The sequence below is a fragment of the Bordetella ansorpii genome (genome assembly GCF_900078315.1).
Lineage (GTDB): Bacteria > Pseudomonadota > Gammaproteobacteria > Burkholderiales > Burkholderiaceae_B > Bordetella > Bordetella ansorpii.
Genome location: NZ_FKBS01000017.1, coordinates 55,649 through 79,219, shown reverse-complemented (window position 1 = coordinate 79,219; position 23,571 = coordinate 55,649). Strand labels below are relative to the sequence as shown.

At 67.1% G+C, this 23,571-nt stretch carries 21 protein-coding genes; 15 read left to right on the top strand and 6 right to left on the bottom strand.

From position 1 onward, the window contains the following. Window positions 1-76: 76 nt before the first annotated feature. Window positions 77-520 carry a general secretion pathway protein GspC gene (locus A7W11_RS15310; protein WP_066414653.1) on the bottom strand — a complete coding sequence of 148 codons (444 nt, stop codon included), beginning with the start codon at window positions 518-520 and terminating at the stop codon, window positions 77-79. A gap of 360 nt (window positions 521-880) precedes the next feature. On the opposite strand from A7W11_RS15310, the gene A7W11_RS15305 reads away from it, so the two are divergent. Genes A7W11_RS15305 through A7W11_RS15295 form a run of 3 tightly spaced genes read left to right on the top strand, consistent with a single transcriptional unit; the run spans window position 881 to window position 5,343 of the window. Then, window positions 881-2,899 (top strand): nucleotide pyrophosphatase, encoded by a 2,019-nt coding sequence (locus A7W11_RS15305; RefSeq protein WP_066414650.1) that lies wholly within the window; start codon window positions 881-883, stop codon window positions 2,897-2,899. 38 nt (window positions 2,900-2,937) lie between these two features. Then, on the top strand, window positions 2,938-3,129 hold the full coding sequence (locus tag A7W11_RS15300; protein WP_066414641.1) for a hypothetical protein: 192 nt from the start codon (window positions 2,938-2,940) through the stop codon (window positions 3,127-3,129). Window positions 3,130-3,153: 24 nt separating this feature from the next. Next, a complete protein-coding gene (locus A7W11_RS15295; RefSeq protein ID WP_066414637.1) occupies window positions 3,154-5,343 on the top strand; it encodes a phosphocholine-specific phospholipase C in 2,190 nt (729 codons plus the stop codon). A 66-nt stretch (window positions 5,344-5,409) separates the two neighbouring features. Here A7W11_RS15295 and A7W11_RS15290 read toward each other — a convergent pair whose 3' ends face one another. Next, on the bottom strand, window positions 5,410-6,300 hold the full coding sequence (locus A7W11_RS15290; RefSeq protein WP_066414629.1) for a LysR family transcriptional regulator: 891 nt from the start codon (window positions 6,298-6,300) through the stop codon (window positions 5,410-5,412). Window positions 6,301-6,420: 120 nt separating this feature from the next. On the opposite strand from A7W11_RS15290, the gene A7W11_RS15285 reads away from it, so the two are divergent. Genes A7W11_RS15285 through A7W11_RS15260 form a run of 6 tightly spaced genes read left to right on the top strand, consistent with a single transcriptional unit; the run spans window position 6,421 to window position 11,335 of the window. Further along, a complete protein-coding gene (locus A7W11_RS15285) occupies window positions 6,421-7,095 on the top strand; it encodes an RraA family protein (protein ID WP_066414628.1) in 675 nt (224 codons plus the stop codon). Continuing rightward, complete coding sequence (locus A7W11_RS15280) at window positions 7,092-8,306, top strand: aminotransferase class I/II-fold pyridoxal phosphate-dependent enzyme (protein WP_066416011.1); 1,215 nt, start codon at window positions 7,092-7,094, stop codon at window positions 8,304-8,306. The genes A7W11_RS15285 and A7W11_RS15280 overlap by 4 nt, the downstream gene beginning before the upstream one ends. A gap of 42 nt (window positions 8,307-8,348) precedes the next feature. After that, the gene (locus A7W11_RS15275; RefSeq protein WP_066414625.1) at window positions 8,349-9,176 is read left to right on the top strand and encodes an ABC transporter substrate-binding protein; all 828 of its coding nucleotides are present in this window, start codon (window positions 8,349-8,351) and stop codon (window positions 9,174-9,176) included. A 23-nt stretch (window positions 9,177-9,199) separates the two neighbouring features. Next, window positions 9,200-9,901: an amino acid ABC transporter permease gene (locus A7W11_RS15270; protein WP_066414622.1), complete on the top strand. Its 702-nt coding sequence runs from the start codon at window positions 9,200-9,202 to the stop codon at window positions 9,899-9,901. Window position 9,902: 1 nt separating this feature from the next. Next, window positions 9,903-10,613 (top strand): amino acid ABC transporter permease, encoded by a 711-nt coding sequence (locus A7W11_RS15265; protein ID WP_066414618.1) that lies wholly within the window; start codon window positions 9,903-9,905, stop codon window positions 10,611-10,613. Beyond that, on the top strand, window positions 10,610-11,335 hold the full coding sequence (locus A7W11_RS15260; protein ID WP_066414616.1) for an amino acid ABC transporter ATP-binding protein: 726 nt from the start codon (window positions 10,610-10,612) through the stop codon (window positions 11,333-11,335). Before A7W11_RS15265 ends, A7W11_RS15260 begins: the two co-directional genes overlap by 4 nt. A gap of 21 nt (window positions 11,336-11,356) precedes the next feature. Here the strand turns inward: A7W11_RS15260 and A7W11_RS15255 are convergent, their stop codons facing one another. After that, a complete protein-coding gene (locus A7W11_RS15255; RefSeq protein WP_066414612.1) occupies window positions 11,357-12,268 on the bottom strand; it encodes a LysR family transcriptional regulator in 912 nt (303 codons plus the stop codon). 138 nt (window positions 12,269-12,406) lie between these two features. Here A7W11_RS15255 and A7W11_RS15250 point away from each other — a divergent pair, with 138 nt between their 5' ends. The 5 genes from A7W11_RS15250 to A7W11_RS15230 all read left to right on the top strand — a co-directional run bounded on the left by A7W11_RS15250 (window position 12,407) and on the right by A7W11_RS15230 (window position 19,573). Continuing rightward, a complete protein-coding gene (locus A7W11_RS15250; protein ID WP_066414611.1) occupies window positions 12,407-14,035 on the top strand; it encodes a gamma-glutamyltransferase family protein in 1,629 nt (542 codons plus the stop codon). Window positions 14,036-14,131: 96 nt separating this feature from the next. Beyond that, on the top strand, window positions 14,132-15,643 hold the full coding sequence (locus tag A7W11_RS15245) for an ABC transporter substrate-binding protein (protein ID WP_066414609.1): 1,512 nt from the start codon (window positions 14,132-14,134) through the stop codon (window positions 15,641-15,643). A 167-nt stretch (window positions 15,644-15,810) separates the two neighbouring features. After that, window positions 15,811-16,755, top strand: coding sequence for an ABC transporter permease (locus A7W11_RS15240; RefSeq protein WP_066414607.1), 945 nt, complete (start codon window positions 15,811-15,813; stop codon window positions 16,753-16,755). 71 nt (window positions 16,756-16,826) lie between these two features. Further along, entirely contained in the window at window positions 16,827-17,705 is an 879-nt protein-coding gene (locus tag A7W11_RS15235; protein WP_066414604.1) for an ABC transporter permease, read from the top strand. 17 nt (window positions 17,706-17,722) lie between these two features. Continuing rightward, window positions 17,723-19,573, top strand: a complete 1,851-nt coding sequence (locus A7W11_RS15230; RefSeq protein WP_066414601.1) for a dipeptide ABC transporter ATP-binding protein — start codon at window positions 17,723-17,725, stop codon at window positions 19,571-19,573. Window positions 19,574-19,687: 114 nt separating this feature from the next. Here the strand turns inward: A7W11_RS15230 and A7W11_RS15225 are convergent, their stop codons facing one another. Next, complete coding sequence (locus tag A7W11_RS15225; protein ID WP_066414598.1) at window positions 19,688-20,356, bottom strand: LysE family translocator; 669 nt, start codon at window positions 20,354-20,356, stop codon at window positions 19,688-19,690. Between the two features lie 208 nt (window positions 20,357-20,564). Between A7W11_RS15225 and A7W11_RS15220 the strand changes: the two genes are divergently transcribed. Then, window positions 20,565-21,098 carry a YaeQ family protein gene (locus A7W11_RS15220; protein WP_066129751.1) on the top strand — a complete coding sequence of 178 codons (534 nt, stop codon included), beginning with the start codon at window positions 20,565-20,567 and terminating at the stop codon, window positions 21,096-21,098. 40 nt (window positions 21,099-21,138) lie between these two features. On the opposite strand, the gene A7W11_RS15215 is transcribed toward A7W11_RS15220, so the two are convergent. Continuing rightward, window positions 21,139-23,052 (bottom strand): B12-binding domain-containing radical SAM protein, encoded by a 1,914-nt coding sequence (locus tag A7W11_RS15215; RefSeq protein ID WP_066414595.1) that lies wholly within the window; start codon window positions 23,050-23,052, stop codon window positions 21,139-21,141. Between the two features lie 24 nt (window positions 23,053-23,076). Then, the coding region (locus A7W11_RS15210; RefSeq protein ID WP_082887316.1) for a chorismate--pyruvate lyase family protein at window positions 23,077-23,571 on the bottom strand (495 nt) is incomplete at its 5' end.

Below are 23,571 nucleotides of genomic sequence, written 5' to 3'. Positions count from 1 at the left end.
CGAATATGACAAAACAGCGTAGCCTGCTTGAAATGTAATTGAATTGCAAGAATTGATTGGCGCGCGGCCGGGCGCGTCAGCGCACGGTGGTGATGCCGCCCGGCGCCGCTTCGTAAGGCGGCGCCGCCACGCGGGTACGCGTGCCGTTGGCGTCGAGCACCACCCCCTGCGAATCGACCGCGGCCAGCACGATGCCGGGCGCGGCCGTCTGGCCGACGGCCAGGGCGGCGGGCGGGCCGCCGTTGACGCTGATGACCGCCGCGCCGTTGGCGCCCTGGGCGATCAGCCCCAATACGGCGATCTGCGTCTGCAGCACGCCATCGCGTCCGAACCACAAGGCGACCGGCTCGACGTTGGCCTGCCGCACCGGCGCCGACGCGACGGCGGGCGGCAGCCGGTCGGGGCTGGGCGCCAGCAGGATCGCGCCCCAGACGCCGATGGCCGCGGCGGCCGCGAGGATCGCGGCCAGGCGGGCGGCGCCGGGCAGGGTGGGGCGGAAGGAGCGGGCGGTGAAGCGCATGACTACGGGACGGCGGCGTTCAGGAATGGCGGACCATACCCGCGGCGCATGACAGTTTATGGACAGCGACGCCGCAGTTTACAGGCTGCGCCGCCGCGCCGGTGGGTTTCCACGCGTCCTGCGTGGCGTCGGCGGATTGTCGTATCCACGCTTGCACGACCTTCGAATGACGTGTCGGCAGCATTCGGTTGCAAAGATTCGCAGGGTGGCCGCAATGATGATCCCGGGGATTGCAAAGATTTCCTGATTCTGGGATCAGCCGATTTCCGCTTTGCTTCATCCCCCATTCACTTCGCGTCTCCAGCATGTCGAGCTGACCGGGCCGCCGTTTCGCGGCCACAACAACGAGAAGCTCGAAGAATGAAAAATACGAAATGGTGTCGGTGGGTTGCCCCCTTCTTCGTCTGCACGGTGCTGGCGGCCTGTGGCGGCGGCGGTGATGACGGCGACGAGGCGGCGGCGCAGCCTCCCGTGACCCCGCCCGCGGGCCAGCCTGCCGTGCAGAAGATGCTGCTGATCGGCCTGGACGGCGCTACCTACGACGCGGTGCAGGCCGGCGCGGCCGGCGGCACGCTGCCCAATCTGGCCCAACTGACGCTGACGCGCGGCTGGACGGGCGGCGTCACCAGCACCCCCACCCAGCAGGCCACCCTGGATGCGCCGGGCTGGGCCACCGTGCTGACCGGTGTCTGGGCCGACACGCATCAGGTGCGCTCCAACGCCACGGGCCAGGCCCTGCATGCCGACACGCTGTTCAAGCGCCTGAAGAGCGCGCAGCCCACGGCCCGCACCGCCGCGGCGTTCCATGCCAGCGTGGTCGCCCAGATCGAGACCGCCGACCGCGATGCCGGCTACCTGTCCGCCCTGACCGATTGCGCGGGCGACGATGCCTGCGTGGCCGGCGATGCGCAGGCGCGCATCGGCGACGGCTACGACGCCGTGGTGGCGCAGTTCGGCGCCGTGCAGCGCAGTGCGCAGTCGGGCGGCTTCGGCGGCGATTACAGCGCCGTGCTGCGCCAGGCCGACGCCCGCCTGGGCCAATTGCTGGCCGCCGTGGCCACGCGACGCCAGGCGCACCCCGAGGAAGATTGGCTGGTGCTGGTGACCGCCAGCCACGGCCTGTCGCCCACCGGCGCCAGCGATGGCCTGCCGCTGACCGCCAACAAGACGGTCTTCGTGGCGGCCAACCGGGCCGACCTGCTGGGCGCCGACCGCGCCGCCGTGGACCTGTCGGCCGCCTGGGACGATGCCTGGTATGCGCTGCCCAGCGCCGCCGACGTGGCGCCGACCGCGCTGGCGCACATGCAGGCCGGCGCCCAGACCGGCATGGCGGGCGCCGCGCTGACCCACGCCGTGGCCGTGCGCCGCCTGGCCGCCGTGACTGCCGCCGACAACGCCAGCGTGATGCTGAGCTGGTCGCTCGTCGGCCAGGCGCCGGCCCAGGTGATCGTGCTGCGCGACGGCGCGGAAATCGCCCGCCTGCCGGGGGATGCCTCCCAGTACCAGGACACCGGTTTCACGTTCGAGGAGGGCGGGCTGCACACCTTGAACTACACGGTGCAGGCCGGCGACGCGGGCAGCGCGGTGCAGGCCAAGGTGCTGTACACCCCGCCGGTGCTGCTGGAGTCCTCGCTGCGCAATGGCCTGACCATGCTGTACACCTTCGAGAACCAGTTGCAGGACGTCTCGCAGGGCACCACCGGCATCACGCCGTACGACGGCACGCAGACGCCCGAGTTCACCGATGGCCCCTTCGGCCGCATGTTCCGGGCCCAGCGCACCACCGCGGACTTCAGTTCGTTCAAGCTGGATCATCCGGCCGGCATGCTGGCCACGCCCACGGCCTTCACCATCGGCTTCTGGTTCCGCTCGGACGGCATGTCCGACGACAAACCCGTGCTGACCAACAAGGACTACAACTCGGGCACCTACGCCGGCATCACCATCGCGCAGTGGAACACCACGCGTCCGAACTACGACCCCGCGCGCGCCGAGTTCCGCTTCAACCTGGCCGATGGCTCGCGCCGCGTGGACATCAACAGCATTCCCTATACGGCCAACCAGCCCGTCTATGTGGCCCTGAGCATCGACAAAACCGCCAAGACCATGACGGCCTACGTCTATGACCTGGAAAAGGGCTTCTCGAAGAACAGCACGTCCACCGGCAGCGTCGACCTGAGCAGGATCGAGGGCGTGATCGGCGCGCACCTGGGTCTCAATGAAGACGCGCTGGGCAACTACAACAAGCTGCGCAGCTACGACCGCCGCGCCTACACCATGGACTTCGACGACCTGGCGTTCTGGAATCGCGCCCTGACCGAGACCGAGGTGCGCTCGCTGGCGCTGTCCGGCCATTCCGTGGCCGAGCTGCTGCAGTGATCCCGACGGATTTTCCCCCGCAATACGAGAGAGTAACCATGCCTATCGAACGCGATGCACGACTCTGGCGGCGCCTGGGCGCCGGCCTGCTGCTGGCTGCGACCCTGGCCTTGTCCGCCTGCGGCGGCGACCACGATTCCGACTCGGACAACGGCGACGGTGGCGGCGAGACGCCCACCGAACCCGGCACGCCTCCCGCCCAGCAGCCGCAACTGCGCTGCGCGCCCTGACCGATCACTGAGGAACCCTCCGACATGTCCCAACACGACGATTCCTTCGGCCCGGCCAACGCCGGCAAGCGCCGCTTCCTGCGCAACACCGCGCTGGCCGCCGGCGGCATGACCGCGCTGTCGCTGTTTCCGCCCAGCATCCGCCGCGCGCTGGCGATTCCCGCCAACAACCGCACGGGCACCATCAACGACGTCGAGCACGTGATCATCCTGATGCAGGAGAACCGCTCGTTCGACCAGTACTTCGGTACGCTGAACGGCGTGCGCGGCTTCGGCGACCGCTTCACCATTCCGCTGCCCGATGGCCGCAGCGTGTGGGAGCAGTCCAACGGCACCCGCGTGGTGATGCCTTACCACCTGGACAGCAGTACCGGCAACGCCCAGCGCGTCAGCGGCACGCCGCACGACTACGTGGATGCCCACCGGGCCTGGGATGGCGGCCGCATGACCAATTGGCCGCAATACAAGAACAACGCCTCGATGGGTTTCTACCGCGAGGCCGAGGTCGGCTTCCAGTTCGCCCTGGCCGATGCGTTCACGATCTGCGACGCCTATCACTGTTCGACCCACGGCGGCACCAACACCAATCGCCTGTTCCTGTGGAGCGGCACCAACGATCCGGCCGGCACGCATGGCGGCCCGTCCACCCGCAACGGCGGCTGGGACAGCCTGGGCGACCCCGCCCAGGGCTGGTCGTGGACGACGTATCCCGAGCGCCTGCAACAGGCCAATGTCACCTGGCGCGTCTACCAGAACCTGCCTGAAAACTTCGGCGACAATCCGCTGGCCGGCTTCAAGCAGTATCGCGCGGTCAGCACGGCGGTCACCGGCAGCAACGACGGTTCGCCGTACCCGGCCTGGACGCCCGCCATCGACGTGGCCCAGCCGCTGTTCAAGGGCGTGGGCAACACGATGCCCGACGGCGGCATGCTGCAGGCCTTGCGCGACGACGTGGTCGCCGGCACGCTGCCCCAGGTGTCGTGGGTCGTGGCGCCCGCCACGTATTCCGAGCATCCGGGCCCGTCCAGCCCCATCCAGGGCGCGTGGTACATCCAGGAAGTGCTGGATGCGCTCACCGCCAACCCGGACGTGTGGAGCAAGACCGTGCTGTTCGTCAATTTCGACGAGAACGACGGTTACTTCGACCACCTGCCGCCGCCTTGCGCGCCCTCGTACAACAGCGACGGCAGCATGGCGGGCGCGTCCACCGTGGATACGCTGGCCGAGCACCACACCGTGCAGTCCACCACCGTGGATCCTCCGGACAACGACGTGTACGGGCCCGGCCCGCGCGTGCCGATGTACGTGATCTCGCCGTGGAGCCGCGGCGGGTGGGTCAACTCGCAAGCCTTCGATCACACGTCGGTGCTGCGTTTCCTGGAGGCCCGCTTCGGCGTGAAGGAAGAGAACATCAGCCCGTGGCGCCGTGCCGTGCTGGGCGACATGACCTCGGCTTTCAATTTCGCCAATCCCAACGACGAGGCACTGCCCGACCTGACGCTGCTGACCAAGACCCAGGCCGACAGCGTGCGCGCGTCCCAGGAGGCGCTGGCCCAGGTGGCGGTGCCGGCCGTGGCCGACCAGTCGGCGCCGCGCCAGGCCGCCGGCATGCGCTTCTCGCGCGCGCTGCCCTACGAACTGCACACCAGCGGCCGCGCCGACGTGTCGGGCATGAAGATGTGGCTGATCTTCTCCAACACCGGCACGGCGGGCGCGGTGTTCCACGTCTACGACCGCCTGCACCTGGACCGCAAGCCGCGTCGCTACACGGTGGAGCCGGACAAGCAATTGGACGACAGCTGGAACGTGGTGGACGACAGCGGCGCCTACGATCTGTGGGTGCTGGGCCCCAACGGCTTCCATCGCCATTTCAAGGGCAACGTGAACACGCTGCGCGCCGCCAGCGCGGCCGTGCCCGAGATCCGCGTCTGCTACGACGTGGCCAACGGCGACGTGTACGTCACCTTCATGAACACCGGCGACACGGCCTGCACGTTCGAGATCACGCCGAATGCCTACTACACGGCGGGCCAGAGCTGGACGGTCGCGGTCGACGCGCAGGGCAGGGCAGAGCAGCACTGGCCGCTGCAGAACAGCGGCAGCTGGTACGACTTCACGGTGACCGTGCGCGAAGACCCCGACTACGAGCGCCGCTACGCCGGCCGCATCGAGACGGGCAAACCGTCCGTCAGCGATCCGGCGATGGGGCGGTAGGCCCCACTCGCGCCTCGTTCCGTTCTGAAGCGCGCCGCCTGCGGTGGCGCGCGAACGCAAGCGCCGTCACACCGGATCCGAAAAATCGCAGCATTGCTGCGCCAGCATCGCCAGGTCGTGATAGAACGACGCATCCGCATCGCGGCGATAAGCGGCGCGGTAGACCGACTGCGGCGGGGCGATGCTGGTGCGCAGAATGCTCAGCCGGCGGTGCCGGATCCACTCGCTGAAAAAGTCGCGCGGCAGGCAGGAGATGCCGAAACCCGCCGACGTCAGGCCCGCCATCGCGATCAGGCTGTTGATCGTGAAAATGTTGTTGGTCGAGACATGCGGGTCCAACCACAGGTCGTAGATGCGATTGAGGCCGGACTCGCGCGACTGCCGCAGCAGCGGCATCGCGGCAATGTCTGCCGGGGTGTGGATGCGCGTGTCGTCGATCTGGTCCGCGGCGCCTGTCCAGACGAATTCCAGCGGGCGCAGCCGCACCGAGTCCAGTTCCGCCGTGATGAGTTCCTCATGGACGATGGCCAGGTCGATGCGGCCGGCGATCAGCTTCTGCAGCAGGTCGGCCCCCATGTCGATGCTCGGTTCGAGCGTCACCCGTGGATACTGGTTGCGCAGCTCGCGGATGAAGGCCGGCAGCCACGTCATCGCGGTGATCTCCGTGATGCCCAGACGCAGCGTGCCCGTATGCACGTGCAGGCCCTGCATGCGCGTCAGCATCTTGTCGCGTTGCGCGAGCAGGTCCCGCGCCATGCCGAAGATCTCGTGGCCTCGCGAGGTCAGCACGGCCTTGTGCCCCGTCCGGTCGAACAGGGCCAGGTCGAACTCTCCTTCCATGTCCTGGATCCGCTTGGTGATAGCGGACTGCGACGTGTGCAGTTTGCGCGCCGCCGCATGCAGGGTGCCCAGCCGCACGGTCCAGTACAACGCCTCGATTTGCTTGAACGTGAACATATTCGGGTAATCCCTTTAATTATTTTTTGGAATATAGCGGCGTGAGGATAAATCACTTTTTTTTGTGATTCGCTGCGCCGATGATGAGGGCCCACTCACACTTCGTACCCGATTTCACACATGAACACACCCCTTCCCGGCGCGCGTATCCTTCCGGCGGCCTGCACCGGCGATGCTTCGGTCCGTGAGGCGCTGTCCGGCATCGTGACCGCGCACCTGAGCGACAACCTGGGCCGCCAGGTCGGCATCGTGGGTCTGCAGCCGTATCACCGCACGGGCAAGTTGGTGGGCACTGCCTTGACGGTGCGCACGCGTCCCGGCGACAACCTGTTCATCTACCAGGCCATGATGCAGGTGCAACCTGGCCACGTGTTGGTGATCGACGCGGGCGGCGCGCTGAACAACGCCGTGCTGGGCGAAATCATGAAGCGCTACCTGCAGCGGCACGGTTGCGCAGGCGTGGTGGTCGATGGCGCGATCCGCGACGTCGGCGCTTTTTCCCAGGACGATTTTCCTTGCTATGCGCGCGGCGTGACGCATCGGGGGCCCTTCAAGGACGGGCCAGGCGAAGTCAACGTGCCCGTCACGATCGGCGGCCAGGTCATCGAGCCCGGCGACTGGGTGGTGGGCGACGAGGACGGGCTGGTGTCTTTCGCGCCGGACCATGCTTGTGCGCTGATCGAGGCTGCCCGCGCTCATGCGGCGAAAGAGGAAAGAATCATGGCGGAAATCGCCACCGGCCAGCGGAAACAGAGTTGGATGCAGGCGGCTTTCGCGGCGAAGGGGATGGCATGAGCATCGATCAGGCATTCCTGGCCGCGCGGGCGTTGGCCATCAAGCCCTCGCCCAGCATGGCGGCCAAGCAACGCGTCGACCAACTGCGCGCCCAAGGCAAGGACATCGTCGACTTTACCGTGGGCGAGCCGGACTTCGACACGCCGGCGCACATCGTGGAGGGAGCCATCACGGCCATCCGCCAGGGGCAGACCCGCTACACGGCCGCGGCAGGCACGCAGTCCCTGCTCAAGGCGGTGCAGGCCAAGTTCGAGAGGGAAAATGGCCTGGCCTACGGCCTGGACCAACTGATCGCCGGCGTCGGCGCCAAGCAGTTGATCTTCACCGCGCTGGCGGCCACCGTCCAGGCCGGCGACGAAGTCATCGTGCCCGCGCCGTTCTGGGTGTCCTACCCCGACATGGTGCTGGCCAACGAAGGCACGCCCGTGGTGGTGGTCTGCGGGCAGGACCAGGGTTTCAAGCTGACGCCGTCGTCGCTGGAAGCGGCGATCACGCCGCGCACCAAGTGGCTCATCCTGAACACGCCGTCGAATCCCACGGGAGCTGTGTACGGCGCTGCGGAACTGAAGGCCCTGGCCGAGGTGCTGGCTCGCCATCCCCAGGTGGCAGTGCTGACGGACGAAATCTACGAGCACTTGTGCTATAGCGATACCGCAATGGCCAGCCTGGCGCAGGTCGCGCCGGAATTGGCCGGTCGCGTTCTCACGGTCAACGGCGTCTCGAAGGCCTACGCCATGACGGGGTGGCGTGTCGGGTTTGCTGGCGGCCCCCGGACGCTGATTCGCGCCATGAGCACGCTCATCTCGCAGAACACCAGTTGCGTCAGCGCGGTCAGCCAGGCCGCCGCCGTCGTGGCACTGACTGGGGACCAGCAAAGCGTGGCGCAGTCTCGCGACGTGTACCGCGAGCGCCGTGACCGGATCGTCGGCCGCCTCAATGGCATGGACGGGATCCGCTGCGGCGTACCGGACGGCGCGTTCTACGTTTATGCCTGCGTCGCGGGGCTGCTGGGCCGCGTGACGCCGGCGGGCACGAAGTTGTCGACCGATCTGGACGTGGTCATGTACTGGCTCGATGCGGCCGGCGTGGCCGTGCTCGACGGCGCGGCCTATGGCCTGTCGCCCTATGTCCGCCTGAGTTTCGCCACCTCGATGCAGCAGATCGACGCGGGGTGCGATCGCATCGCCGAGGCTTGCGCAGCATTGCGCTGAGCCGCCGGCACTACCATCCGTAGTTCTTTATAAGGGGAAACCATGAAAGCGTTGTTCACCGCTCCTGCCGTATTGATCGCCATGGCGTGCGTCATGCCCGGCACGGCGCACGCCGACCAGTTGCAGGACATCAAGGCGCGTGGAAAGTTCATCTGCGGCACGCTGGGCACGGCCGAGCCGTTCAGCTTCCAGGACACCAAGACCCGCGCTGTCGTGGGCTATGAGGTCGATCTGTGCCAGAAGATCGCCGACAGCCTGGGTGTGCCGATGGAACTCAAACTGATCGCCGTCGAGGCTCGCATCCCCGAGCTGGTAGCCGGCCGTGTCGACGTGGTCGCCGCGAACCTGGGCTGGTCGCCCGCCCGGGCTCAGCAGATCGACTTCTCGCATCAGCATTTCGTCAGCCCTCAGAAAGTGCTTGCGCGCGAGGCCGACACCGGCTTGAAGTCGCCCGCCGACCTGGCCGGCAAGCGTGTCAGCGCCACCGCTGGATCCTCTTCCGAACAGGGCGCGCGCGAGCACATTCCGAACGTGACCGCCATCTCGTTCAAGGACCCTCCGGGTGCCTTCATGGCGCTGCAGCAGCGCAAGGTCGACGGCTTCGTGGCTTCCGAGCTCATGCTGGCCAAATTCCGCACGCAGGCGGCCAGCAGCCCGGTGCCCGTCAAGATCCTCGAGCCTGCCCTGTTCGTCGAGCCCTGGGGCGTGGGTGTCCGCAAGGGCGAGACGGCCTTGCTGGACCAGGTCAACAAGGTGCTCGACGGTCTGCAGGCCAGCGGCGAGATCGACAAGATCTTCGGCAAATGGCTCGGCGACCAATCGCCCTACAAAATGAAGCGTGACTTCAAGATCGAAGCCATCAAGGGCTGAGCCCGGCCTGACACGAGACGTCGATGCAATACGTTTTTGACTTCGGCGCCATCCTCCAGGGCCAGTATGCCGATTGGCTGATCCAGGGTCTGTTGACGACCCTGGCGCTGACCGGCCTGGCCTGGGTGCTGGCGTTCTTCGTGGGGACGCTGCTGGCCGTCATGCGTCTGGCCGGCGTCCGTCCCCTCAATACCTTGATTTCGGCCTACATTGCCTTTCACCGCAATGTGCCGATGCTGGTTCACATCCTTTTCTGGTATTTCGGCGTACCGGCCATATTGCCCGTTTCCTGGGGTGACCGGATCAATGCCATCGGCGGTGAGTTCCTGATGGCCATGATCGCCATCGCGCTGGTCATGGCCGCCTACGTGGCGGAGGATCTGCGCAGCGCCTTGCGTTCGATTCCCGCCGGGCAACTGGAGGCGGCCCGCGCCCTGGGGCTGTCCTATCTGCAGGCGATGCGCCGGGTCATGATGCCCCAGGCCTTCCGGATCGCCATTCCTCCCCTGGTCAACCAGACACTGCTGCTGTTCAAGAATACGAGCCTGGCCATGGCGATCGGCGTGGCCGAGTTGACCAAGGCCGCGCGCGAGATCGAGAACGTGACGTTCAAGGTGTTCGAGGCTTACGCGGTGGTCACGCTGATCTACCTGGCGCTGTCTCTGCTGATCATGTGGGGCGGCGATACCCTGGCGCGCCGCAGCCGATTGACGGGAGTGCGCTGACATGTGGGACATTCTTTCCGATAACTGGCTGCTGCTGCTGGTCGGGCAGTATCCGAACGGCCCGATGGGCGGCCTGGTGGCCACGCTGTCGCTGGCCGCGTTCAGCCTGCTGCTGGCATTGCCTTGCGGGCTGCTGTTGGCGCTGGGGCGCCTGAGTTCGAGACGCGTCTTCCGCTATCCCGCCACGGCCCTGGTGTACATGGTGCGCGGATTGCCGCTGCTGATGTTCATTTTCTGGGCGTACTTTTTCGTGCCCTTGCTGATCGGGCGTCCGGTGGCGGGGTTCACGACGATGGTGGTTGCCCTGGTGTGCTATGAAAGCGCGTATCTGGCCGAGATCATCCGCGCGGGCATCCAGGCCTTGCCCGCCGGGCAGATGGAGGCGGGCCGGGCGTTGGGCCTGTCGTACGGCCAGACCATGCGCCGCATCATCCTGCCGCAGGCGCTCTACAACATGCTGCCCAGCATGATGAGCCAGTTCGTCTCGACCGTGAAGGAAACGTCGCTCGCCTACGTGATCAGCGTTCAGGAGCTGACCTATGCGGCGAACCAGTTGAACAGCGTGCTGCTGGTGCGGCCGTTCGAGGTGTTCGCCTTGCTGGCCCTGACGTACTTCTCGCTCAATTTTATTCTGACCGGCCTGGCGCGCCTGGTCGACATCCGCGTGGCGCGACGCCGCTACGCCAAACCCGTACAGGCTGCTCCCGCATGATTACGTTCATCGATGTCAATAAATGGTATGGCGATTATCACGCGCTGTCGGATATCAACGCCACTGTCAGGCGTGGGGAGGTGCTGGTTGTGTGCGGCCCGTCCGGGTCCGGAAAGTCCACGCTGATCCGCACGATCAACCGGCTCGAGCCGATCCAGCGCGGGCGCATCGAGGTCAATGGACAGGATATCACCCGCAAGGGGGCCGATATCGACGAACAGCGCAGCCACATCGGTTTCGTCTTCCAGCAGTTCAACCTGTTCCCGCACCTGAGCGTCATGGAAAACATCACGCTGGCGCCCGTGATGCTGCGTCGTGCCAGCAAGGCCGAGGTGCGCAGCCAGGCCATGGTTCTGCTGGAAAAGGTGGGCCTGGCCCACAAGGCCGAGGCCTATCCCGCGCAGCTTTCAGGCGGTCAGCAGCAGCGCGTGGCCATCGCGCGGGCGCTCGCCATGAAGCCTCCCGTGATGCTGTTCGACGAACCGACCAGCGCGCTGGATCCCGAGATGGTGGGCGAGGTGCTGCAGGTCATGAAAACCCTGGCCAGCGAAGGCATGACCATGGTCTGCGTTACGCACGAGATGGGGTTCGCGCGCGAAGTGGCCGACACGGTGTGGTTCATGGATGCGGGAAAGATCATCGAAACCGGCGCACCCGACGCGTTCTTCACGACGCCGCAGAGCGCACGCGCGCAGAAATTCCTGGCCGACATCCGGCATTGAGCGCCACGCATCGGCGCGGCGTCAGCCGGGCGCGGCGGCTTGCTCGCCGTGGCGGCGGCGGACCGCTGCCGCCACCAGCGCGCAGATCTCGCCGGTAATCACCTGCCGCGCATGCTCGCGCCGCTCCAGCATGCCGATGCCGCGCGCGATCGGCCCCAGATCGTCGGGCAGCGGCAGCACCCGCAAGTCCGGGCTGTGCTGCCAGTTCGCGCCGATCAACATCGGCAGCAGCGTCACGCCCACCTCCTGGCGCACCAGCTCCACCAGAGTCTCGATGGCGTTCAGTTCCAGGAACTCGTTGACCGACACCCCCAGCCGGCGCAGCACCCGTTCGATCTGCAGGCCGGTGCGCTGGGTGCGGTCAAAGCGCAGGAAAGGGTGGCTTGCCAGCACCGCGCGGGCATCGTCGCCGCGCGCGGATGCGGGGGCCACCACGACCAGCGGCTCTTCATATAGCGTGACCCAGCGCGTGCTGGCCATCTTGCGGCCGGCCTCGACGATGAAGGCGGCGTCCAGTTCGCCCGCCTCGACCTTGCCGGCCAGTTCGCTGGCCTTGCCCGAGAACAGCCGCACGTCCAGCGCGGGATGGTCGCGCTTCATGCGCGACACCACCTTCGACAGCGTGCCCATGCAGGACACGATGGCGCCCACCGACACCGAGCCGGCCAGTTCGTCCGGCGCATTGCGCGGCTGGCGCAGGCGGTCGTATAAATCCAGCAGGTGCTTGATCTCGGGAACCAGTTCGCGCCCGGCGGCATTCAGCAGCGCCAGCCGGCCGCTGCGGTCGAACAGTTCGCGGCCCAGCTCGGTTTCCAGGGCGCGCATCTGGAAGCTGACGGCGGCCTGGGTCAGCGCCACCTGTTCGGCCGCTTCGGAGAACGAGCCGTGGTGGGCGACCGCCAGGAAAGTACGCATGAAACGGATGGTGCTCATCGCGGGAAACTCATGTCGGGGCGCGGGTCGGTCATCTACAAAAAATTCTTTAATGACGGAACAAAGATTCAAATTGATTTAATTAAATCACGAGAGTAACGTCGCCTGTTTCCTATCGACTAGACGCAGAGCCGCCGCATGAAAACCTTCGACTGGGCCAATCCCTATCCGTCGCACCGTATTCCGCTGTTCGCCCGCAACGTGGTGTCCACGTCGCATCCCCTGGCGGCACAGGCCGGCCTGCGCATGCTGTTGAAGGGCGGCAACGCGGTCGACGCGGCCATCGCGGCCGCCGCCACGATCACGCTGGTCGAACCCGTGTCCTGCGGCCTGGGCGGCGACTGCTTCGCCATCGTCTGGGACGGCCAGCGCCTGCACGGCCTGAATTCCTCGGGCGTGGCGCCCGCCGCCTGGAACGTCGAATACTTCAAGCGCAAGTACGGCACCGACGCCGCCGGCCTGGCCAACCGCCCCAAGCGCGGCTGGGACTCGGCCACGGTGCCGGGCGTGGTGGCCGGCTGGGCCACGCTGCACGAAAAACTGGGCAAGCTGCCCTTCGAGCAACTGTTCGAACCCGCCATCGAGATCGCCGAGCGCGGCTACGCCGTGCCGCCGGTGGTGGCGCACAAGTGGGCCGCCGCCGCCGCCGAGCTGTCGGGGCAGCCGGGCTACGCCCAGGCCTTCATGCCGAACGGCCACGCGCCGGCGGTGGGCGAGCATTTCCGCTTCAAGGACGCCGCCTTCGCGCTGCGCCGCATCGCCGAAAGCCGTGGCTGCGACTTCTACGAAGGCGAACTGGCCGAGCGCATCGCCGCCTTCGCCAAGGAGCACGGCGGCGCGATGACGCTGGACGACCTGCGCAACTACCGTCCCGACTGGGTCGACCCCATCTCCAAGTCGTACCGCGGCTACGAGCTGCACGAGATTCCCCCGAACGGGCAGGGCATCGCCGCGCTGATCGCGCTGGGCATCTGCGAGCGCTTCGACCTGGCCTCGATGCCGGTGGATTCAGTGCAGTCCCAGCACGTGCAGATCGAGGCCATGAAGCTGGCCTTCGCCGACCTGTACCGTTACGTGGCCGACCCGCGCAGCATGGAAGTCACGCCCGAGCAGATGCTGGACGACGCCTACCTGGACAGCCGCGCCAGGCTGATCAGCCTGGACCAGGCCTCGCCGTTCAAGGCCGGCCGTCCGCATGCCGGCGGCACCGTCTACCTGACGGCCGCCGACGAGCGCGGCATGATGATCTCGTTCATCCAGTCCAACTACATGGGCTTCGGCTCGGGCATCGTGGTGCCGGGCACCGGCATCAGCATGCAGAACCGCGGCGTGGGCTTCTCGATGGACCCGGCCTCGGCCAATGTGGTCGAAGGCGGCAAGCGCCCCTTCCACACCATCATTCCCGGCTTCCTGACGCAGGGCGGCCGTCCGGTGATGAGCTTCGGCGTGATGGGCGGCGACATGCAGCCCCAGGGCCACCTGCAGACGGTGATCCGCATGGTCGATTACGATCAACAACCGCAGGCCGCATGCGACGCGCCGCGCTGGAAGGTCAACCGCGATTTCACGCTGGACGTGGAATCGACCATGAACGCGCAGACCGTCGCCGGCCTGAAAGACCTGGGCCACGGCTTGAAGTCGGTGGACGATCCGTACATGGACTTCGGCGCCGGCCAGTTCATCTGGCGCATGTCGGCCAACGACAACGAACAGGGCTACGTCGCCGCCAGCGATCCGCGTCGCGATGGCCAGGCGGTCGGCTTCTGATAGTGCAGTGCCCGCGCCATCCCTGGCCTTGCCGCCTCATGGCGGGGGCGGGTGGCGCCGTCGCCAGAACGAGTGGATAAACGAGGGGAGTTCTCAATGAGTAAACGTACACGCGCAAGCGTCATCCTGGGCGGCCTGCTGCTGGCCGCCGCCTCCGGCGCCGCCGTCGCGCAAGAGCTGCGCATCGGCCTGCAGGAAGAAGTGGACGTGCTGGACCCGCACCGGGCCCGCACCTATGTCAGCCGCCTGGTGTTCACCTCGCTGTGCGACAAACTGATCGACCTCGACGCCAAGCTGCAGTTCGTGCCGCAACTGGCCACGTCCTGGAGCTGGAGTCCGGACAACAAGGTGCTGACGTTCAAGCTGCGCACCGACGCCACCTTCCATGACGGCACCAAGTTCGACGCCGCCGCGGCGAAGGCCAACCTGGACCGCGCGCTGACCCTGCAGGACAGCATGCGCAAGAGCGAGCTGGCCTCGGTCGAGAAAGTGGACGCGCCCGACGCCGAGACCCTGGTGCTGACGCTGAAGACGCCGGACGCCACGCTGCTGGCCAACCTGTCCGACCGCGCCGGCATGATGCTGTCGCCCAAGTCCTTCGCCGACCCGGCGTCGGTGGCCCGCACGCCCATCTGCTCGGGTCCGTACAAGTTCGTCGAGCGCATCCAGAACGACCGCATCGTGCTGGACAAGTTCGACAAGTACTACGACGCCAAGGACTTCCATTTCTCGCGCCTGGTATTCCTGCCGGTGCCCGACACCACGGTGCGCCTGTCGAACCTGCGCGCCGGTGGCCTGCAACTGATCGAGCGCGTGAACCCCTCGGACGTGGCCCAGGTCAAGGGCGATGCCAACCTGAGGTTCGAGTCGGTGGACGGCCTGGGCTTCCAGGAAATCTACTTCAACATCGGCAACGGCGAGCGCGCCAAGACCAGCGCGTTCAAGGACGCCCGCGTCCGCAAGGCGCTGGAACTGTCGATCGACCGCAACGCCATCAACGAAGTGATCGGCGGCGGCATCTACACCCCGGCCAACCAGCCGTTCCCGCCGGCCAGTCCTTATCACAGCGACAAGCCCGTGCCGCAGCGCGACGTGGCGAAGGCCCGTGCCCTGCTGAAGGAAGCCGGCCTCACCACCGTGAAGGCCGAGCTGTCCTACGGCAACAACACCACCACCTCCGCCATCGCCGAGATGGTGCAGGCCATGGCGGCCGAGGCGGGCATCCAGCTCAGCCTGCGTCCCACCGACTATGCCGCGCTGCTGGCGGGTAACACGGCGGGTAACTTCGAGGCCTCGATCCGTGGCTGGTCGGGCCGCGTGGATCCGGACGGCAACCTCTACACCTTCGTCACGGCCAAGGGTTCGCTGAACGACGGCAAGTACGACAACCCCGCGGTGGACAAGCTGCTGAACGAGGCGCGCCAGGTGCCCGACCAGGTCAAGCGCCGCGCCCTGTACGACCAGGCCGAGGCCATCCTCGACAAGGACGTGCGCAACTTCTACCTGTACTACCAGCCCTGGCCCTTCGCCATGACGAAGAAGCTGCAGGGTTTCAAGCCCTACGCCGACGGCATGATCCGCCTGAAGGGCGTGACCCTGGCAAAATGACGCCCCGCGCCGCGCTGTCGGCTCAACGCCCCGGAATAGGTGTTTTCGCCTAGGGGCGGCACGGCCGGCGGCGCGGTAGTGTGTGGTGTGGCGGAACCGGTATCGCCTCGTGTCGAGCGCGGTCCCGCCGAGCGCGGCCCGGCCCGCTTTTTTTCTCGGTTTCAACTATGCTAAGACTCATATTGCGCCGCGTGGTCGTGGCCATTCCGACCCTGGTGCTGGTGTCGATGCTCGTCTTCATGCTGCAGAAGATCCTGCCCGGCGATCCGGTGCTGACGCTGGCGGGCGAAGAGCGCGACCCGGCCGTCCTCGACTATCTGCGCGACAAGTACCACCTGAACGATCCGCTGCCCGTGCAGTACGGCGCCTGGGTCGGCCAGGTGCTGCAGGGCGACCTGGGCAAGTCGCTGCGCACCGACGTGCCGGTGTCGCAACTGATCGCCCAGAAGCTGCCCGTCACGCTGCAACTGGCGGTGATGGCCATGTTCTGGGCGGTGCTCGTGGGCATCCCCATGGGCATCATCGCCGCGGTGCGAAAAGGGACGGCGGTCGAGATGGGCGCCAACGTGGCGGCGCTGTCCGGCATGTCCATCCCCAACTTCTGGCTGGGCATCATCCTGATCATGGTGGTGTCCGTGCAGTGGCAATTGTTGCCGGCTTCAGGCTACGTGTCGCCCGGCGAAGACCTGTGGCTGTCCATCAAGACGCTGCTGATGCCGTCGCTGGTGCTGTCCACGGCCATCGCCGCCTACCTGATGCGGCATACCCGGTCGTCGATGCTGGAGGCGCTCAGCGCCGACTACGTGCGCACCGCGCGCGCCAAGGGCGTGTCGCCGCGCAGGGTCGTGCTGCGCCACGCGCTGCGCAACGCGCTGATGCCCATCGTCACGCTGGTGACGCTGCTGTTCGGCGAACTGCTGGCCGGCGCCGTGCTGACCGAGCAGGTGTTCACCATTCCGGGCTTCGGCAAGCTGGTCGTCGACGCCGTCTTCAACCGTGATTACGCGGTGGTGCAGGGCGTGGTCCTGTGCGTCGCCGTGGGCTTCATCATCATGAACCTGCTGGCCGACGTGCTGTACATCCTGGTCAATCCCCGACTGAGGCATGCATGATGAGTTCGCAGAGCCGCCTCAAGAACGAATTCCCTCTCGGAGGGACGGCGCGCAGCGCCTAGGGAGCACACATGACTAATTCCGCAACCGTGACCGCCGCGGCGGTTCCTCCTCGCGCCGGCAATCGCGCCTGGGGCAAGTTCCGGCGCAACCGCGTCGCCATGCTGGGCGCGATCATCGTGCTGCTGTTCGTGGCGATGGCGCTGTTCGCGCCGCTGCTGGCCAACCACGATCCCTTCCAGACCAGCTTCATGACCATCCGCAAGGCGCCGTCGGCATCGTTCTGGCTGGGCACCGACGAGCTGGGCCGCGACATCTACTCGCGCCTGATGTTCGGCGCGCGCGCCTCGCTGATGGCGGGCCTGGTGTCGGTCGTCATCGCGCTGATCGTCGGCGTGCCGTTCGGCCTGGCCGCCGGTTATTTCGGCGGCTGGACGGACAGCATCATCTCGCGCTGCACCGAGGCGCTGCTGGCCATCCCGTTCCTGATCCTGGCGATCGCGCTGGCCGCTTTTCTGGGGCCCAGCCTGATCAATGCGATGATCGCCATCGGCGTGTCGGCCGCGCCCAAGTTCATCCGGATCACGCGCGGCCAGGTGCTGGCGGTGAAGAGCGAGGACTACGTGCAGAGCGCCCGGGCGCTGGGCGCGTCCGACCTGCGCATCATCGGCCGGCACGTGTTTCCCAACGTGATGCCGCCGCTGATCGTGCAGGCCACCATCACCATCGCCACGGCCATCATCGCCGAGGCCAGCCTGTCATTCCTGGGCCTGGGCCTGCAGCCGCCCAATCCGTCGTGGGGCTCGATGCTCAACACGGCCAAGAACTTCATGACGCAGGCGCCCTGGATGTCGATCTTCCCCGGCTCGGCGATCTTCCTGGCGGTGCTCGGATTCAACCTGCTGGGCGACGGGCTGCGTGACGCCCTCGATCCGCGCCAGGAGAAGTAAGCAACATGACCACAAGCATGAACGACAAGCGCGTCGTCCAGGTCGAGAACCTGAGCGTGCGTTTCAACACCCCCACGCGCACGGTCGATGCCGTGCGCGACCTGTCGTTCCACGTCGATCGCGGCGAGACCCTGGCCATCGTGGGCGAGTCGGGCTCGGGCAAGTCGGTGACCTCGCTGTCGCTGATGCGCCTGGTCGAATACGGCGGCGGCAGGATCGTCTCGGGCAACATGCAGCTGCGCCGCCGCAGCGGCGAGGTCTTCGACCTGGCGCGCGCCGAGGAATCCAGCCTGCAGCGCGTGCGCGGCGCCGACGTCGCCATGATCTTCCAGGAGCCCATGACCTCGCTGAACCCCAGCTTCACCGCCGGGGTGCAGATCGCCGAGGCCCTGCAACTGCACCAGGGCCTGGACGCCGCCGCCGCCCGCGCCGAGACCCTGCGCATGCTGGAACGCGTGCGCATTCCCGAGGCCCGCGCCATCCTCGACCGCTATCCGCACCAGCTATCGGGCGGCATGCGCCAGCGCGTGATGATCGCGATGGCGCTGTCGTGCAAGCCGCAACTGCTGATCGCCGACGAGCCCACCACCGCGCTGGACGTGACCATCCAGGCCCAGATCCTGCAACTGATCCGCCAGTTGCAGGAAGAAATGGACATGGGCGTGATCTTCATCACCCATGACATGGGCGTGGTGGCCGAGGTGGCCGACCGGGTGCTGGTCATGTATCGCGGCGACAAGGTGGAAGAGGGCACTTCGGACGCGGTGTTCGCCGAGCCGCGCCACAATTACACGCGCGCGCTGCTGTCGGCCGTGCCGCGCCTGGGCGCGATGCAGGGCACCAGCCAGCCCGCGCCGTTCCCGCTGCTGCGCGTCGATGGCGTCACCGAACAGCCCGCCACGGTGGCCGAGGGCGCCACCACCGTGCGCCACGAGCAAGGCCCGCTGCTGAAGGTGCGCGGGCTGACCACGCGCTTCGACATCGCCAGCGGCATCTTCGGCAACGTGAAGAAGCGCGTGCACGCCGTCGAGCAGGTCAGCTTCGACCTGTATTCCGGCGAAACGCTGTCGCTGGTGGGCGAGTCGGGCTGCGGCAAGACCACCACCGGCCGTTCGTTGCTGCAACTGGTCAAGAGCCAGGGCGGCAGCATCGAGTTCGACGGCCAGAACATCGGTTCGCTGCGCGGCTCGGCCATGCAGTCGCTGCGCCGGCACATCCAGTTCATCTTCCAGGATCCGTTCGCGTCGCTGGATCCGCGCATGACGGTCGGCTATTCCATCATGGAGCCGCTGCTGATCCACCGCGTGGCGCGCGGCAGGCAGGCCGAGGAGCGCGTGCGCTGGCTGATGGACAAGTGCGGCCTGATGCCCGACATGATCGACCGCTATCCGCACGAGTTCTCCGGCGGCCAGCGCCAGCGCATCAGCATCGCGCGCGCCCTGGCGCTGAACCCCAAGGTGGTGATCGCCGACGAATCCGTGTCGGCGCTGGACGTGTCGATCCAGGCGCAGATCGTCAACCTGCTGCTGGACCTGCAGCGCGAGCTGGGCGTGTCGTTCCTGTTCATCTCGCACGACATGGCCGTGGTCGAGCGCGTCAGCCACCGCGTGGCGGTGATGTACCTGGGGCAGATCGTCGAGATCGGCCCGCGCCAGGCCATCTTCGAGAATCCCCAGCATCCCTACACCAGGAAGCTGATGGCCGCCGTGCCCATCGCCGATCCGCAGCGCCGCCACCGACAGCGTTCCCTGCTGGTCGACGAGATCCCCAGCCCGGTGCGCAACGTGGGCGACGAGCCCGTGGTGCAGCCGCTGGTGCAGGTGGGCGAGGGCCATTTCGTGGCCAGGCATTCGATCGGGGTGTATTGATACGCCGTGCCCGCAAACCCCGCGGGGTCTTCCGGGCAACATCGCAGCGCCCACGGTCTTGTATCAGTTGGCGCTTTTTTGTGGGCGGTCGGCAGGCCGCCCGAGGGGCTTGCCTCAGCGCCGCTCCAGCTCCAGCTTCAGTCCGAAGGCGATGAATACCACTCCCGTCAGCCTGTCCAGCCCACGGGCCACCGAAGGCCGAGCCAGCCAGCGGTTCAGCGGCTGGGTGGCCGCCGCCAGCACCGCGAACCAGGCGACGCCCAGTGCCGCGTGGATGGTCGCCAGCAGCACGGTGAACGTGAAGACATCCACGCCCGCCGGCACGAACTGCGGCATGAAAGTGACGTAGAAAACGCCGATCTTGGGATTGAGCAGATTGGTCAGGCCGCCGCGCAGGAACCACTGCAGGGGCGTCAGGTCGCGCGCCGAGGCCAGCGAGCCCGCCATGTCGCTGGCGGCCTGGGCGCCTGCCTGCGTGGACGCCTTGCGGCGCGTCCGACTGCGCCACAGCAACTGTGCACCCATGTAGCAAAGGTAGGCCGCGCCGCAGAGGCGCAGGATGTCGTATGCCAATTGGGACGCGGCCAGCAAGGAGCCCAGACCGGCCGCCACCAGTACGCCCCACACCAGGCAGCCCGCGCAAATGCCCATGCCCGCCAGCAGCGCGCGGCGCGTGCCTTCGCGCATGGCGGTGCGCAACACCAGCGCGGTATCCAGGCCGGGGGTGAGCGTGAGGATGGTGGCGGCGGCCGTGAAGGCCAGCAAAGCGGCGAGCGTAGTCATGGCAGGGCGGGTTCAGGCGGGCTGCGCCAGCTTAGCGCAAGCGGACGAAACCCGCTTCCTCATATCGGCCGTGCCGCGCAACACCGTTGCCTCCTGGCCTGGCCGCGACCAGGCGGGCGGCGAACGTCCCGGCGCCCGGGCAGGTATCATTCGGATCGCCTACCGGACGCCCTGGGCGTCCGACTCCTCTATTTCCCTTCGACATTCCATGGCCCTGCGCGCAACCATCTACAAGGCCGACCTGCACGTCGCCGACAGCGACCGTCACTATTACGGCAGCCACTCGCTCACCATCGCCCGCCATCCCTCCGAGACGGACGAGCGCATGATGGTGCGCCTGTTGGCCTTCGCCCTGCACGGCGACGAAAACCTGGCCTTCACCAAGGGCCTGAGCGACACCGACGAACCCGACGTGTGGCTCAAGGACCTGACCGGCGACATCCAGCTGTGGATCGAGGTCGGCCAGCCCGACGAGCGCCGCATCCTGAAGGCCTGCGGCCGGGCGCGCGAAGTGATCGTGTATTGCTATGCCCATGCCAGCAAGCTGTGGTGGGACGGCATCCGCAACAAGCTGGAGCGCGCCCGCAACCTGCGCGTGGTCTACCTGCCGTACGAACAGACCCAGGCCCTGGGCGAGCTGGCGCAACGCACGTTCAGCATGCACGTCAACGTGCAGGACGGCGAGGCATATGTGTCGTGCGACGCGGGCCAGGTGACGGTGCAGCCGGAAAGCTGGCGCTAGGCGATGTCCAACTGGCCGCTCTCCCGTGGCGCCGCCGGGCCTAGCTGTCGTATTCCAGCGCCCGGCTGATGCGATGCCGCGCCACCGTGGTGCGCGGCACCTTGAACGGAAACCAGCTGCGCACGTCCTCGTCCAGGCCGATGCCGTGCATGTAGTTGTAGATGGCCTTCTTCAGCGCGCGGCCCAGGGCGTCATGGTCCACGCCCGTGGGATCGTGGAAACCCACGTCGTTCTTGGCGAAGGTCACGTCCGGCAAGGGGCGCAGCGTCACCCCGTATTCCTCGGGGTTCTTGCCCACCGGTGAATGCACCGTACAGGCGAAGCGGTGGAAGAAGCCGCTCTGGATGCAATCGTTGGCGAACAGCTGCCGCACGTATTCCAGGGCGTCCACGGTGTCCTGCACCGTCTGCGTGGGAAATCCATACATCAGGTAGGCATGCACCAGCACGCCCGCGTCGGTGAAAGCCCGCGTGACCCGCGCAACCTGATCCACCGAAACGCCTTTCTTCATCAGGTTCAACAGCCGGTCCGAGGCCACCTCCAGCCCGCCGGACACCGCGATGCAGCCGCTGTCGGCCAGCAACTGGCACAGCTCGGGGGTGAACGTCTTCTCGAAGCGGATGTTGCCCCACCATGAAATGCCGGTGTTGCGCTCGATCAGCTCGTTGGCCAGCGCCTTCAGCGACTTGGGCGGCGCGGCCTCGTCCACGAAATGGAAACCGGTCTGTCCGGTCTCCTGCACGATGGCCTCGATGCGGTCCGCCAGGATCTTCGCCGACGCGCCTTCGTAACGGCCGATGTAGTCCAGGCTGACGTCGCAGAAGCTGCATTTCTTCCAGTAACAGCCGTGCGCGATCGTCAGCTTGTTCCAGCGGCCGTCGCTCCAGAGCCGGTGCATGGGGTTCAGCATGTCCAGCAGCGACAGGTAGCGGTCCAGCGGCAGGCCGTCCCAGGTGGGCGTGCCGACTTCCTCGAACGGCACGTCGGGCTCGACCAGGTTCACGTACCGCACGCAGCCGGACTCGGCATCGCGCAGGAAGGTGCGCACCAGGCGCTGGCGCGAGCGCTTGCCCTGCACGTGCTCCAGCAGCGCCAGCAAGGGGCGCTCGCCGGCATCCAGCGAGACGTAGTCGAAATAGTCGAACACGCGCGGGTCTTTCAGTTCGCGCAGTTCGGTGTTGACGAAGCCGCCGCCCAGCACGGTGACGATGGCGGGATTGCGCGCCTTGATGGCCTGGGCGATGCGGAAGGCGGCATAGACGGCGCCGGGGAAGGGCACCGACAGCAGCACCATCGTCGGCGCGTGGCGCTCCAGCGCCTGTTCCGTCAGTTCGCGCAGGGTCTCGTCGACCAGGTTCAGCGGGGCCGCCAGCGCGTCGGCCAGAGGGTCGAAGGTCGGCTGGCTGCCGGCCAGTGACTCGGCATAGCGCACGAATTCGAAACGCTCGTCCACCGCGTCGCGCAGCACGTCGGCCAGGTCGTTCAGATAGAGGGTGGCCAGGTGCTTGGCGCGGTCGTTCAGGCCCAGCGCGCCGAAGGCCCAGGCCAGGGGATCGCCGCCGTCTTCGTCGATGTACACGTCCAGCGAGCGGAAGCGCGGCCCCTCGGGCAGGTAGTTGCGGCTGGCGATGCGGTGCGCCAGCGTGGAGTCGCGGCCCTGCAGGTACGCGATCGCAGGGCCGATCGTGGCCAGGTAGCGGGCCTGCTGGGCCACGAAGGCCTGGATCGCGGGCGTATGCCGGGCGGCGGGCAGCGCGGTGATCCGTTCGGCCACGGCGCGCAGGCCGTCGGCCGACAGCAGGCGCAGCACCAGCGCGAGCGCCAGGTCTTCCTGGAACGACGTGACCCCCCGCGAACGCAGAAAACCGGTGAGATAGGCGGTGGAGGGGTAGGGCGTGTTCAGTTGCGTCATCGGCGGGATGACGGAGAGCACGCGCAAAGGCAAGGAAGACATGAGGCTTGCTGGAATGCCCTCGTATCAGGGGCGGTAGTGTTGATGATGGATGGCCTGCGGCCGTGCGGCCGCGGCCGCCCAGAACCCGGGCATGAAGCACTCGGTCACCAGCAGGGGCTGGCCCATGCGCCAGAACACCGAGCGGCGCGCCCACAGCATGGCCGTACCGCGGACCTGCGCGGGCAGGGTGTCGCGCGCCGGGGCGTACAGGGCAGTGCCGCGCGCGACGGAGCTGCAGGCGAAGGCCGAGCGGTGGATGCTGCGGTCGTTATACAGCATGTCGGCCAGCGGCCGGGTACGAAGCTTGCGCATGCCTTGCCAGACGCCGTGCGAGGCCCGCAGCGGCGTCAGGCTGCGCGCCATCACGGCGTCCACGCCGTCGACCGACATCACGATTTCCCGCACCCAGACGGGCGCGCCCGGTGGCAACTGCATGGCGTGGGCCTCGTCGGGCGGCACGCCTTGCGCGTATTCGGCGAGCACCCGCAGGCGGAACGCGCCCAGCGCGCGCAGGCCTGC